This is a genomic window from Pseudomonas wadenswilerensis, assembly GCF_024749185.1.
Taxonomy (GTDB): Bacteria; Pseudomonadota; Gammaproteobacteria; order Pseudomonadales; family Pseudomonadaceae; genus Aquipseudomonas; species Aquipseudomonas wadenswilerensis.
In genome coordinates this window covers 3565581-3577724 of sequence record NZ_CP087191.1, presented here as the reverse complement: position 1 = coordinate 3577724, position 12144 = coordinate 3565581, and the positions used below count along the sequence as shown (strand labels likewise).

The following is a 12144-nucleotide window of genomic DNA, read 5'->3' as shown; positions in this document are numbered from 1 at the left end:
TGTGGCCTGGCCGTAGCGCTGGCGTGCGGTATGACGCAGGCGCTGGCTGCCAGCAATGAGCAGCCGACGGTCAACCTGTACATCTGGGGCGAGTACCTGGCCCCGGATACCCTGAGCAACTTCGAAAAAAGCACCGGTATCCGCGTGGTGGCCGACCACTTCGACTCGCTGGAAACCGTGGAAACCAAACTGCTGACCGGGCGCAGCGGCTACGACCTGGTGCTGACCGCCGGCCAGCACCTGTCGCGGGCGATCAGCAGCGGCGCCCTGCAGCCGCTGGACAAAGCCCGCCTGCCGCACCTGGCCGGCATCGGCGAGGAGTTCCGCCAGCACATGGCGGTGTACGACCCGGGCAATCGCTATGCCGGCACCTATGCGTGGGGCACCACCGGCTTCGGTTACCAGCAGCAGGCTTTGGCGGCGCGCCTGCCCGAGGCGCCGACCGACAGCTGGGCGATGCTGTTTGATCCGCAGGTGGTGTCGAAGTTTGCCAGCTGCGGAGTGAGCCTGCTCAACGACCCCAACGAGGTGTTCGCCGCCGCCATGCGCTACCTGGGCCTGGACATCAACCAGCAGCGCGTCGAGGACCTGCGCCAGGCCGAGGCCCTGTTGCAGAAGGTGCGGCCGTACATCCGCTACTTCGACAACGACCGCAACATCAACGACCTGGCCAATGGAGAGACCTGCCTGGCGATGTCGTGGAACGGCAACGTCGCCATCGCCCAAAACCAGGCGCGCCAGGCCAACAAGGCCATCGACCTGACCTTCAGCATCCCCCGCGAGGGCACGCTGATCTGGCTCGATGCCCTGGTGATCCCCAAGGACGCGCCGCACCCGGAAGCTGCCCTGGCCTTGATGGACTACCTGATGCGCCCGGAGGTGATCGCGCCGATCACCGACAATATCCAGTACGCCAATGCCATCACTGCGGCCAATGCCCTGGTCGATCCGGCGATACGCAACGCTCCCGGCACCTATCCGCCCGCCGAGGTGCGGGCGCGCCTGTACAGCAAGAACGACAACAGCAAAGCCTTCAACCGCGAGCTGACCCGCGCCTTCAGCCGGCTCAAATCGGGGACCTGAAGCACGCCAAGATGCGCGGGTGCGCCACATTGTTGCGCCCGCGCGTCGCGGCGATTGTGGCACTTGCCGGCGTGCGGTATGAGTAGCCCACTCCCGCCGCCCAAGAGCGGGAGATCACAAGGAACGCCCCGAATGCCTCAGCTCAAGAACGCGATCTCCCTGGCCTTGCTGTTGCTGGCCACGCCCCTGGTCCATGCACAGACCGCCAACCCCGAAGCCGCCGTACGCTCCAACCTGCTGGTCGATGCGGTGGCCTGGCGCCAGACCGCGGCGGAATTCCGCGCGCTGTACTACCAGGGTTTCAACGTCGCCAAGGCGCGTCTGGACCAGGCCCTGGCCAACCAGAAGCCGGGCGACAAGAAGCCTGCGATCATCAGCGATATCGACGACACCATCCTCAGCAGCAACACCTACTGGGGCTTTCTGATCGGCCAGGACAAGGAGTTTTTCGATGATGCGGTGTGGGACCGCTGGGTCGCCGCCAATGGCCCGACCCTGACCCCGGGGGCGCTGGAGTTTCTTGACTACGCCAAGTCCCGTGGCGTGGAGATCTTCTACGTCTCGAGCCGCGACCAGGGCGACAAGACTTACGAGTACGCGCTCAACAACCTGCGCGCGCTCAAGGTGCCGTACGCCGACGAAGCCCACGTGACCATCCTGCGCGAAAGCTCGAACAAGGAGCCGGCCCAGCACAAGATCGCCGAGCAGTACAACGTGCTGCTGATGCTCGGTGACAACCTCAACGATTTCGAGCGCAGCTTCTATGTCGACAACGTCGACCAGCGTGCCCAGCTGGTAGACGCCAGCCGCAGCAAGTTCGGTGGCCAGTACATCATCTTCCCCAACCCCACCGACGGCCATTGGCTCAAGGCCATTTTTGGCGAGTCGGAGCCCGCCGATACTCCGGCCAACCGGGCGAAATTCCGCGAGGCAGCAGAGCAGGGCGCCTGGAAACCGGCCAGCTGATTCACCGACGCCATAAACAAAAAGTCCCGCAGGCCGTGTGGCCTGCGGGATTTTTCATGCAACCGTGAAACTTAGCGCTGTGGGTTGAGCACCAGGTTCATGTGACGGTTTACATCTTTGTACAGCAGGTAGCGGAACGGGCCCGGGCCGCCGGAGTAGCAAGCTTGCGGGCAGAAGGCGCGCAGCCACATGAAGTCGCCGGCTTCCACCTCGACCCAGTCCTGGTTCAGGCGATAAACGGCTTTACCTTCGAGCACGTACAGGCCGTGTTCCATGACGTGGGTTTCAGCGAACGGAATCACGCCGCCCGGCTGGAAGGTGACGATGTTGACGTGCATGTCGTGACGCATGTCGGCCATGTCGACGAAGCGGGTGGTGACCCAGGCGCCATCGGTGCCCGGCATCGGGATCGGCGCGATGTCTTTTTCGTTGGTGACGAACGCTTCCGGCAGGGCCAGGCCTTCAACCACCTGGTAGTGCTTGCGGATCCAGTGGAAGGTGACGTTCTTGGCGCTGTTGTTGCGCAGGCTCCACTCGGCGGCCGGTGGAATGAAGGCGTAGCCGCCTTCTTTCAGGGTGTATGGCTTGCCCTGCAGGGTGATGTCGATTTCGCCTTCGACCACGAACAGTACCGCTTCGGCGTTCTTGTCCAGTTCAGGACGCTCGCTGCCGCCTTCCGGCGCCACTTCGACGATGTACTGCGAGAAGGTCTCGGAGAAACCGGTCAGCGGGCGGGCGATGACCCACATGCGCATCTTGTCCCAGAACGGCAGGTGACTGGTGACGATGTCACGCATCACGCCTTTGGGGATGACCGCGTAGGCTTCGGTGAACATGGCACGGTCGGTCAGCAGTTCGGTCTGCGCCGGATGGCCGCCGTGGGGAGCGTAGTAATTGGACTTCGACATGGAACACCTTCTGTCGTTGTTGTTCTGGGGTTTTGTGTTGCATCGCCCGGGTGTTGCCCTGGGCGATTGTCTTTCTCTGCGGCGCAAGCCGGCAGAAATGTGTTGGGTCAGCCGCTGCGCACCTCGAAGTGCAGCGCCGGCGCGGGTGCAATCAGCTGGCCGCGGCGTACCAGGCGCCGCTCGGCCGGCGCGGCAGCGACTGCGGCGGCACCGTTGTCGGCCTTGAGCACGATAAAGGTCGCCTCGTTGCCGACCTTCAGACCGTAGTCGCTTTTGCCCAGCACTGCTGCGCCGGCCGTGGTGGCCATGGTCAGTGCCACATTCAATTCTTCATCACTGTAGAAGCCCGAGCGGTAGCCGATCAGCATGGCGCGCTGGAGCATGTCGGCGTTGCCGTAGGGCCACCAGGCATCGCGGATATTGTCGTTGCCGGCGAACACGTTCACCCCGGCGGCGCGCAGGCGCAAAATCGGCGGGAAGCCATGGTCGCCCGGGGCGTTGGTCATGATTGCCACCCCGGCGTCGGCGAGGGTGGTGGCGGTGTGCGCCACTACCTCGTCGTCGACCTGGCCCAGGGCATAGGCATGGCTGACTGCGACCCGGCCATTGAGACCGGCGGCGCGGGTGCGGGCGGCGATCCGTTGCAGCTGTTCGATGCCTTGCAGGCCGGGCTCGTGCAGGTGGATGTCGATCTTCACAGCATGGCGCTCGGCAATGCCGAAGACCACATCGAGCTGACCGTCGGCGTCGCCGTCGAGGGTGGTGGGGTCGATACCGCCAATCACGTCGGCGCCTTCACGGATCGCCGCATCGAGCACATCGGCGGTGCCTGGGCAGGACATCACACCAGCTTGCGGGAACGCCACCAGTTCGATATCGACGATGCCGCGCCATTTCTCCCGCGCCTCCAGTACCGCTTGCAGGTTGCGCAGGCCGGTGGTGGCGTCGACGTCGACATGGCTGCGCATGGCCACGGTGCCGAACGACACCGCCTGGCGGATCAGTGCCTCGGCACGCTCGAGCATCGGCGGGGCAGCGGCCAGTTCACGCTTTTCGATGGCCAGGCGTTCACGCAGGCTGCTGACCGCTTGATGCGGGTGCCAGCGGTCGCCGACAAAGCTCTTGTCCAGATGGATGTGACCGTCAACCAAACCGGGCAGCACCAGGTGGCCTGCCAGGTCGATGACCTCGGCGCCTGCGCTGGCCGGACGTTCGCGGCCCAGGCTGACAATGCGCCCGTCGGCAACCGCGAGGTTGAGCGGGCTGCCATCGGCAGCAACAGCGTTGACGAATACACGATCGATCATTTCACAGCCCTTTGCCTACTACTGATTCACACCCTATAGAAAGACCGTACCTATCCACAAATTAAATATTGGAATCGGTTGCAGTGGATTTCTGAATGCGAACCCTGGCCTGGCGCTGATTCAGCCCAGCAGGTGCTTGAGCGGGTGATAGTCGGCCTTGAGCGTTTGCGTGGCCTTGAGAATCGCCTCTTCGATGCCGCGCAGGTGAGTGCACACCAGCTCGATGGCCGCGGCCTGGTCACCGGCTTCGATGAAGCCCAGCAGGCGCAGGTGCTCGTTGCCGCGGCAGGCCTCATGGCGCTCGTCATCCAGGGTCGAGGCGTACAGCGAGCCACGTTCGATCAGCTTGCGGAACCAGTCGAGCAGCACCGGGTTGTCGAGCACTTCGGCCAGGCGCAGGTGGAACTCGCCGAGCAGGTTGACGTAGCGCCCATGGTCGCCAGCGTCGGCGGCGGCTTCTTCTTCGGCAACGTGCTGGTGCAGCGGTGCGAGGATGTCGGGGTCGGCGCGTCGGCACAGCTCGGTGACGATGCCGATTTCGATCAGCCGACGGGTTTCGAACACCGAGCGGATGTCATCGTCGCTGGGCAGTGATACCCAGGCGCCTTTGTTCAGTTCGGTGGACACCAGGCCGTCGGCTTCCAGTTGCTTGAGCGCTGCGCGCACCGAGGTGCGGCTGACCTTGAACAGCTCGGCCAACGACGACTCGCCCAGCTTCATGCCGGGGCGCAGGGTGCGTTTTCTGATGGCCTCGTGAACCCCTTGGTAGACGCGCTCTACCGTCGATGCGGGGTGTTTTTCCGTCATTACCAGCTCCGATATGCCTTGACCTTATAAGCATGCCGTAAATGTGGGCTGCTGTGCACCACTGTGTGGCAGATGAACCTGTGGGAGCTGCTTGCACCCAATCCTGTGGGAGCCGGCCTTGCCGGCGATTGGTCCAGGCAAAACCTGATGTGCTGAATGTACTGGCTTCATCGCGGGTCAAGCCCGCTCCTACAGTGTTTAGTGGGTACATATATTGCTGGTTGTGTGTACTTGAGTAGCGTTCAAGTGGATACATGTTGCTCGTCTCGTTACCTGATTTCTCAATTTTCTCCCCCTGGCGTTTGACCAGTTGGTCAGCTTAATCAGCCTTTCAGCAACCCCGCAAAAAAAATTACCGGATAAAAATCAAATGGATAAATGCCTGCAACGCGGCCGGCAGGTTGGCCGCTACCTGCCATCTGGCACACATATTGTTCGTCGAAAATCGTTAGACAAAAATTGTATGCAATATTTGTATGCATCGGCGCAGGGCAGCGCCAACACTGCGGTCCCACTCTTCAAATCCAACAATAATTCGCTGCAGCACCTGCATTCAGGCGCTGCAGAAGGAGCCCGGGGAACATGCAATTGGATACTTCCAACCCGCTGCAAACCTCCTACCTGCCACCGCAGGCCGCGCCGGTCGAGCAGGGGGCCCTGAGCCCCCGGCTGCACAACGCCGACCTTGCGCCGACCAAGGCTGAAGGCCGGCGCTGGGGCGGTTACAGCATTTTTGCCTTGTGGACCAACGATGTGCACAACATCGCCAACTATTCCTTCGCCATGGGCCTGTTCGCCCTCGGCCTGTCCGGCTGGCAGATGCTCGCGGCACTGAGCATCGGTGCCGTGCTGGTGTACTTCTTCATGAACCTCTCGGGTTACATGGGGCAGAAAACCGGAGTGCCGTTCCCGGTGATCAGCCGCATGAGTTTCGGCATCTACGGTGCGCAGTTGCCGGCGATCATCCGCGCGGTGATCGCCATCGCCTGGTTCGGCATCCAGACCTACCTGGCCTCGGTGGTGTTGCGGGTGCTGCTGGTGGCGGTGTCGCCCGACCTGGCACGCTTCGACCATGACGCGATCCTCGGCCTGTCCAGCCTCGGCTGGGCGAGTTTTATCGCCATCTGGCTGGTGCAGTTGGTGATCCTGACCTTCGGCATGGAGATGGTGCGCAAGTACGAATCTTTCGCCGGGCCGGTGATTCTTTCCACCGTGCTGATCCTGGCGGTGTGGATGTACCTGCGGGTCGATGGGAACCTGGCCTGGTCGGTCGGCGAGCCGCTGACCGGGTGGGCGATGTGGACCCAGGTGTTTGCCGGTGGCGCGCTGTGGCTGGCGATCTACGGCACGCTGATCCTCAACTTCTGCGACTTCGCCCGTTCGGCGCCGTGCCGCAAGACCATCCGCATCGGTAACTTCTGGGGCCTGCCGGTGAATATCCTGGTGTTTGCGGTGATCAGCTTCGTGCTGGCCGGGGCGCAGTTCAGCATCGATGGCCGGGTGATCGACAGCCCGACCCAGATCGTTGCCGCGATCCCCGACAAGACCTTCCTGGTGCTCGGTTGCCTGGCCTTTCTGATCGTCACCGTGGCGGTGAACATCATGGCCAATTTCGTTGCGCCTGCGTTCGTGTTGTCGAGCCTGGCGCCGAGCCGCCTGAACTTTCGCCGCGCAGGATTGATCAGCGCCACCCTGGCGGTGCTGATCCTGCCCTGGAACCTCTACAACAGCCCGCTGGTGATCGTTTACTTCCTCTCCGGCCTGGGCGCGCTGCTGGGGCCGCTGTACGGGATCATCATGGTCGACTACTGGTTGATCCGCAAAGCCCAGGTGCATGTGCCCGACCTCTACAGCGAAGCGGCCAGCGGCACCTACCACTACACCCGCGGGGTCAACTACAAGGCGGTGGCCGCCCTGGTGCCCTCGGCCATTGCCGCCGTGGTGCTGTCGCTGGTGCCGGCCTTCAGCGCCCTGACGCCGTTCTCCTGGTTCTTCGGCGCCGCCATTGCCGGCGGCGTGTACTACCTGATCTCCGATCGCAACAAACACTACGTGGACTGTTCCGGCGAGCACTTTGCCGTCGACAGCGCCCAGCACTGAGTTCTGCACAAGGAATACCGCAATGAGAATTTTGGTCGTAAACGTCAACACCACGGTGTCGATCACCGACGCCATCGCCCGCCAGGCGCGCAGCGTGGCTTCGCCAGGCACCGAGATCGTCGGCCTGACCCCGCGCTTTGGCGCAGAATCGGTGGAGGGTAATTTCGAGAGTTACCTGGCGGCAGTGGCGGTGATGGAGCGGGTGCTCAGTTATGACCAGCCGTTCGATGCGGTGATCCAGGCCGGGTACGGCGAGCACGGGCGCGAAGGCCTGCAGGAGTTGCTCAATGTGCCGGTGGTGGACATCACCGAGGCGGCGGCCAGCCTCGCCATGTTGCTGGGCCATCGCTATTCGGTGGTCACCACCCTGGATCGCACCGTGCCGCTGATCGAAGACCGCCTGAAGCTGGCCGGGCTGGACAGCCGTTGCGCTTCGGTGCGTGCCAGTGGCCTGGCGGTGCTGGAGCTGGAAGAAGACCCGGAGCGGGCCATCGAGTCAGTGGTGCGTGAAGCCGAGGAGGCCGTGCAGTTCGACAAGGCCGAGGTCATTTGCCTGGGCTGTGGCGGCATGGTCGGGCTGGAGGAACGGATCCAGGCGCGCACCGGGGTGCCGGTGGTGGACGGGGTGACGGCGGCGGTGGCGTTGGCGGAGTCGTTGGTGCGCTTGAAGTTGAGTACGTCGAAGGTGCGCACTTATGCGCCGCCGCGGCAGAAGCAGATTCTGGGGTGGCCTCGGGCGTTGTTGGGGTGAATTGACTTTGCCGTCCGCGGCGGCCTCATCGCCGGCAAGGCCGGCTCCCACAGAGGCTGGCGTCATGGGGACTCTGTGGGAGCTGGCCTTGCCAGCGATCGACCACGCAGCGGTCGGCTTTTTCATTCAGCGGTGTTTGTGCTTACGCTTGTGCTTGTGTTTATGCCCACCGGAATCGTGACGGTTATCGTCGGCGATGTTGTTGCCCAGGGCACCACCGGCCGCGCCACCCAGGCCGGCGCCGATGGTCGAGCCGGTACGACCGCCCAACTGGTTACCGATCACCGAGCCACCCGCCGAACCCAGGCCGCCGCCAATTGCGGCCTCGGTACGGTTGCCCTTGCGCGCACCGACGGCGCTGCCAGCTGCGCCGCCAACACCAGCGCCAATGGCTGCACCGGTGCTGCCGCCGATCTGCTGACCGACCACGTTACCCAACGCCCCGCCGAGGCCACCGCCAATGGCGGCAGTACCATCCCCGGCAGCCATGGCGCCCTGGGAGAGCAGGATACCCAGCGTCAATGCAGGTAATGAGATACGCATGTTGTTAGCCTCAAGAAATACGGGGGTTAGGGGAGCAGCAGGGTAAATCAATCGTCATCATCATCGTCGTCACGGTCGCGACGGCGGTCATGGTCGTAGTTGCGGTAGCGGTCGTCATCGCGGTAGCGCTTGTACTTGCGATGGTCGTGATCGTCGCGGTCATCCCAGTCGCGGGAGTAACGATGGTCACGGTCGCCACGGCGGTAATCGTCGCGGTCGTAATCGTGGTAGTAGCAGCCAGAGGCGGCCAGTACGCTGGCGATCACGGCGATTTGCGTCAGCTGTTTCAGCACTGAGGGTCCTTGATCCGCAGAGCGGTAGGGAAGGTATTAGCTCAGACTGTGTTTCCGGGATTTTGTTTCCGGATGGGCGTTGTAATTTGCGGCAACAAAAAAGGCCCACCGGAGTGGGCCAAACGTTCTGAAGGGAGGACGCTCAGGATAAAACCTGGCCGGTTAAGCCGTCGTTAAGGGCGGGCAGGGTCTATAATTTTTTCGATTTACCCGTCTTGCCAACCACATCCCGCCCCGGGTCGGTGCCGCCATGCCTGCAGAGAATGAGCCGCTCCCTGCGTCGCAGATCCTCTTCGACGATGCTGATTGCGGTTTATTGCTGACCGCCGAAAACGGTCAGATCGAGCGGGTCAACCTGACCTTCTGCCGCTGGATCGGCTATCACCGCGACGAACTGCTGGGCCGCCCCATTCAAAGCCTGATGAGCCTGGATGCGCGCACCTTTCACCAGGCCTACTGGCTGCCGTTGCTGCAAATCCAGGGCTCGGTGGTCGATGTCAAATTCGACCTGATGCACCATGATGGCTACACCTTGCCGATGATGCTCAGCGCCATCAGTTGCGAGCACGACAGTGGCGTCTTTCACGAACTGGCGCTGTTCAGGGCCGAAGGCCGCCCGCGCTACGAGCGGGCGCTGCTCAACGCGCGCATGCTTGCCGAACAGCACCTGGCCAAACACCTGAAAACCCGGCGTGCCCTGGACATCGCCCAGGGCAAGTTGCGCGTCATTCATGCCGCGACCGAGAACCGCGCGTTGTTTGCCGAGCAAATGGTCGGCATCGTCAGCCACGACCTGCGCAACCCCCTGGCGGCGATCAAGATGGCGGCAGACCTGCTCGGGCGTGGCCTGCTGGATGCCAAGCAGACCCAGGTGCTGGGCCATATCACCCATTCGGCGGACCGGGCGCAACGGTTGGTGGCTGATTTGCTCGATTTCACCCTGGTGCAGGTCGGGCGCGGTATCGCCGTGAGCGTGCAGCCCGTGCGCCTGCACGCGCTGATCGGCCAGTGCCTGGAAGAACTACGCCTGGTGTTTCCCGGCCATCGGCTGATTCATCAGGCGCTGGGTGACGGCGAGTTCATCGCCGACAGTGATCGGCTCTACCAGTTGGTCGGCAACCTGGTGGCCAACGCCATGGCCTACGGCGCGCCGGGCAGCGAGGTCAGTGTCAGTTCGAGCTTCGAGGACGACCGGGTGTTGCTGTCGGTGCACAACCACGGCACGCCGATTCCGCCGGAGCTGCTGGATAACCTGTTCGAGCCGATGATCCGCGGCAGCCATGACAATGCCGAGCTGCGCAGCGTCGGATTGGGGTTGTTCATCGTGCGCGAGATCGTCCGTGCCCATGGTGGCGAGGTGGTGGTCAGTTCATCCGCGCAGGCGGGCACCACCTTTACCGTGACGTTTCCGCGAAGTTGACAGGCGCCCGCATCTGGGCCAAGTTGGCCGCCTTCAAGCCTGACCTCGGTCGGGCTTTTGTTTTTTCGGGCAGGGATGTCGATCGTGAAGTTTCTCAAGAAAGCCGTGTGGTTTGTCCTGTGCATCACCTCTGGCATTGTCATGGGCACCGGGCTGTTCCAGTTCGTCGGGCCTGGCGGCAACACCGACCTGGGCGCGATGCTGGTGATGATCGCGTTTTTCATGGGCTATTTTCTGCGCCCGCAACGAGCGGCGCGGGTGGTGCGCTGAAGCATGGACTGGAAAACCCTGGAAAACAGCCTGGTCGACTCGGCACGGGCCACCCTTGAGGCGCTGCTCGACGACGGTGTCGGGCCGCTGTATGGCGCGGCCTTTCATGCCAGCTACCGTGAAGAGGAACGGGTCATCGACCTGCCGTCGTTTGCGGCCAACAGCCTGGCGGCGCTGGATGAGGATCATCCCCGGCGCAAGCAGGAAGGCTTCTGGGGCGTGCAGTGGAACCCGGTGGACTGGCGTTGGGACTGGTTGCTGGACGATTACGCCAACGCTGCCCTCAGTGCCCTGGAGGCGCCGCTGCAAGCTTATGCCAATCGTGCCGGGCCGGATGCCTGGGCGGCGACCGAGCAGCGCTTTCTGAGGACGGTGGCGCGCGCCGCCAAGGCCCTGAACCGCATTTACGCTAAAGATCCACGGGTGGCCAAGGACTTCATTGTGTTTTTCCATGATGAATACGGCGGGCCGGAGCTGGCGGCCAGAAGCCTGTCGCCACGTCAGTTCCTGCACCATTTCCCCGAGCAGGATGCCACCGAGCAGGAGCGCCGGCGCGTTGCCGCGCTGGCAGACGACCAGCAGGTGAACTACTACCTGAGCTGCCTCTCGCGTCCTCAGCCTATTGACGGCGAGGAGGCCAGCCGCTGGCTGATTGCCCGTGGCGCCAGTGCAACGGCTGCGTTGGTGCACCTGCTGCAGAAGGGCCCGGAGCGCTGGCGGGCGGCGATGATCCTGGGCCTTGCCGGGGTGGCCGAGGCGGCGGCAATCGAAGCGTTGCGTCTGCAAGTGGTCAACGGCACAGAGCCGAGCACGCGCAGGTGGAGTGCCAACGCGTTGGGTTATCTGGGCGATTTTGACTGGTTGCTGGCGCAGGCGGCAGATACCCAGCTGGCGGGCTTTTCGGTGGTTGGCTGCTGCGCCAGTCTCAGGGCGTTTCGCGATCAGGGTGCGCAGCCAGGGGTACTGGATTACCGTCCGCTTGAAACCCTGTTGCAGCGTTATCCGCAGTGCGCAGCGGACGCCGAGGAGACGATCAAACCGGGCTCCAGTTTTTGCACCCTCAGCAACGGCGACATCGAGGAAGCAGTGCGCGGCCTGGCGTCTGAGCATGTCGCCATTCGCCGCCATGCCGCCTGCGTGCTCGACAACCGTCGGCTGGGCAAGCGCAAACTGGCCCCGGCCCTGGCCGCGCTACGCGAATGCCTCAATGATGCTGACCCGAAGGTGGCCTACCTGGCTGGCTTGACCCTGGAGTCGCTGCAACGCTGAGGCGAGCAACCGGCCTTTGTCTTGGCAGCCACTGGTCCAGCGGACACAGCTCCACTGTGGGAGCTGGCTTGACCCGCGATGAGGCCAGTGCAGCCGGCACATAAGGTGGTGTCTGGTTTACGACCGCTTCGCGCTCGATCGCTGGCAAGTCCAGCTCCCACAGGTTCGGTGCATGCAGATCTATTGTGGGAGCTGGCTTTGCCAGCGATGAGGCCAGTGCAGCCGGCACATAAGGTGGTGTCTGGTTTACGACCGCTTCGCGCTCGATCGCTGGCAAGTCCAGCTCCCACAGGTTCGGTGCATGCAGATCTATTGTGGGAGCTGGCTTTGCCAGCGATGAGGCCAGTGCAGGCGGCACATAAGGTGGTGTCTGGTTTACGACCGCCTCGCGCTCGATCGCTGGCAAGTCCAGCTCCCACAGGTTCGG

12 protein-coding genes are annotated in these 12144 nt (G+C 63.2%); 7 read left to right on the top strand and 5 right to left on the bottom strand.

What is annotated here, in order from left to right; genetic code table 11:
• The first annotated feature begins 30 nt into the window (after window positions 1-30).
• Together LOY45_RS16400 and LOY45_RS16395 are read left to right on the top strand one after the other, a co-directional pair.
• Complete coding sequence (locus LOY45_RS16400; RefSeq protein ID WP_233673816.1) at window positions 31-1083, top strand: extracellular solute-binding protein; 1053 nt, start codon at window positions 31-33, stop codon at window positions 1081-1083.
• Between the two features lie 132 nt (window positions 1084-1215).
• Window positions 1216-2049: a 5'-nucleotidase, lipoprotein e(P4) family gene (locus LOY45_RS16395; protein WP_134062870.1), complete on the top strand. Its 834-nt coding sequence runs from the start codon at window positions 1216-1218 to the stop codon at window positions 2047-2049.
• A gap of 71 nt (window positions 2050-2120) precedes the next feature.
• Here LOY45_RS16395 and LOY45_RS16390 read toward each other — a convergent pair whose 3' ends face one another.
• The 3 genes from LOY45_RS16390 to LOY45_RS16380 form a co-directional block, all read right to left on the bottom strand.
• Complete coding sequence (locus LOY45_RS16390) at window positions 2121-2957, bottom strand: bifunctional allantoicase/(S)-ureidoglycine aminohydrolase (RefSeq protein WP_010225345.1); 837 nt, start codon at window positions 2955-2957, stop codon at window positions 2121-2123.
• A 107-nt stretch (window positions 2958-3064) separates the two neighbouring features.
• On the bottom strand, window positions 3065-4264 hold the full coding sequence (locus tag LOY45_RS16385; protein ID WP_258578017.1) for an amidohydrolase family protein: 1200 nt from the start codon (window positions 4262-4264) through the stop codon (window positions 3065-3067).
• Between the two features lie 120 nt (window positions 4265-4384).
• Window positions 4385-5071, bottom strand: a complete 687-nt coding sequence (locus LOY45_RS16380; RefSeq protein ID WP_115087589.1) for a GntR family transcriptional regulator — start codon at window positions 5069-5071, stop codon at window positions 4385-4387.
• Between the two features lie 582 nt (window positions 5072-5653).
• Between LOY45_RS16380 and LOY45_RS16375 the strand changes: the two genes are divergently transcribed.
• Both LOY45_RS16375 and LOY45_RS16370 read left to right on the top strand, forming a co-directional pair.
• The gene (locus LOY45_RS16375; RefSeq protein ID WP_134062866.1) at window positions 5654-7171 is read left to right on the top strand and encodes an NCS1 family nucleobase:cation symporter-1; all 1518 of its coding nucleotides are present in this window, start codon (window positions 5654-5656) and stop codon (window positions 7169-7171) included.
• Window positions 7172-7193: 22 nt separating this feature from the next.
• Window positions 7194-7922 carry an aspartate/glutamate racemase family protein gene (locus tag LOY45_RS16370; protein WP_115087591.1) on the top strand — a complete coding sequence of 243 codons (729 nt, stop codon included), beginning with the start codon at window positions 7194-7196 and terminating at the stop codon, window positions 7920-7922.
• 126 nt (window positions 7923-8048) lie between these two features.
• Here the strand turns inward: LOY45_RS16370 and LOY45_RS16365 are convergent, their stop codons facing one another.
• Both LOY45_RS16365 and LOY45_RS16360 read right to left on the bottom strand, forming a co-directional pair.
• Window positions 8049-8465 (bottom strand): glycine zipper domain-containing protein, encoded by a 417-nt coding sequence (locus LOY45_RS16365; protein ID WP_115087592.1) that lies wholly within the window; start codon window positions 8463-8465, stop codon window positions 8049-8051.
• A gap of 47 nt (window positions 8466-8512) precedes the next feature.
• Entirely contained in the window at window positions 8513-8758 is a 246-nt protein-coding gene (locus tag LOY45_RS16360; protein ID WP_115087593.1) for a hypothetical protein, read from the bottom strand.
• Between the two features lie 250 nt (window positions 8759-9008).
• On the opposite strand from LOY45_RS16360, the gene LOY45_RS16355 reads away from it, so the two are divergent.
• From LOY45_RS16355 to LOY45_RS16345, 3 genes are all read left to right on the top strand, one after another.
• On the top strand, window positions 9009-10178 hold the full coding sequence (locus LOY45_RS16355) for a PAS domain-containing sensor histidine kinase (RefSeq protein WP_134062862.1): 1170 nt from the start codon (window positions 9009-9011) through the stop codon (window positions 10176-10178).
• A gap of 84 nt (window positions 10179-10262) precedes the next feature.
• The gene (locus LOY45_RS16350; protein WP_134062860.1) at window positions 10263-10448 is read left to right on the top strand and encodes a hypothetical protein; all 186 of its coding nucleotides are present in this window, start codon (window positions 10263-10265) and stop codon (window positions 10446-10448) included.
• Between the two features lie 3 nt (window positions 10449-10451).
• On the top strand, window positions 10452-11717 hold the full coding sequence (locus LOY45_RS16345) for a DUF4303 domain-containing protein (protein WP_258578016.1): 1266 nt from the start codon (window positions 10452-10454) through the stop codon (window positions 11715-11717).
• Window positions 11718-12144: the final 427 nt, after the last annotated feature.

What these genes read in the sequence shown, in the direction of transcription:
- LOY45_RS16400 (WP_233673816.1), top strand. Translation starts at nt 31, where the DNA reads ATGACGCAGGCGCTGGCTGCCAGCAATGAGCAGCCGACGGTCAACCTG.
- LOY45_RS16395 (WP_134062870.1), top strand. Translation starts at nt 1,216, where the DNA reads ATGCCTCAGCTCAAGAACGCGATCTCCCTGGCCTTGCTGTTGCTGGCC.
- LOY45_RS16390 (WP_010225345.1), bottom strand. Translation starts at nt 2,957, where the DNA reads ATGTCGAAGTCCAATTACTACGCTCCCCACGGCGGCCATCCGGCGCAG.
- LOY45_RS16385 (WP_258578017.1), bottom strand. Translation starts at nt 4,264, where the DNA reads ATGATCGATCGTGTATTCGTCAACGCTGTTGCTGCCGATGGCAGCCCG.
- LOY45_RS16380 (WP_115087589.1), bottom strand. Translation starts at nt 5,071, where the DNA reads ATGACGGAAAAACACCCCGCATCGACGGTAGAGCGCGTCTACCAAGGG.
- LOY45_RS16375 (WP_134062866.1), top strand. Translation starts at nt 5,654, where the DNA reads ATGCAATTGGATACTTCCAACCCGCTGCAAACCTCCTACCTGCCACCG.
- LOY45_RS16370 (WP_115087591.1), top strand. Translation starts at nt 7,194, where the DNA reads ATGAGAATTTTGGTCGTAAACGTCAACACCACGGTGTCGATCACCGAC.
- LOY45_RS16365 (WP_115087592.1), bottom strand. Translation starts at nt 8,465, where the DNA reads ATGCGTATCTCATTACCTGCATTGACGCTGGGTATCCTGCTCTCCCAG.
- LOY45_RS16355 (WP_134062862.1), top strand. Translation starts at nt 9,009, where the DNA reads ATGCCTGCAGAGAATGAGCCGCTCCCTGCGTCGCAGATCCTCTTCGAC.
- LOY45_RS16345 (WP_258578016.1), top strand. Translation starts at nt 10,452, where the DNA reads ATGGACTGGAAAACCCTGGAAAACAGCCTGGTCGACTCGGCACGGGCC.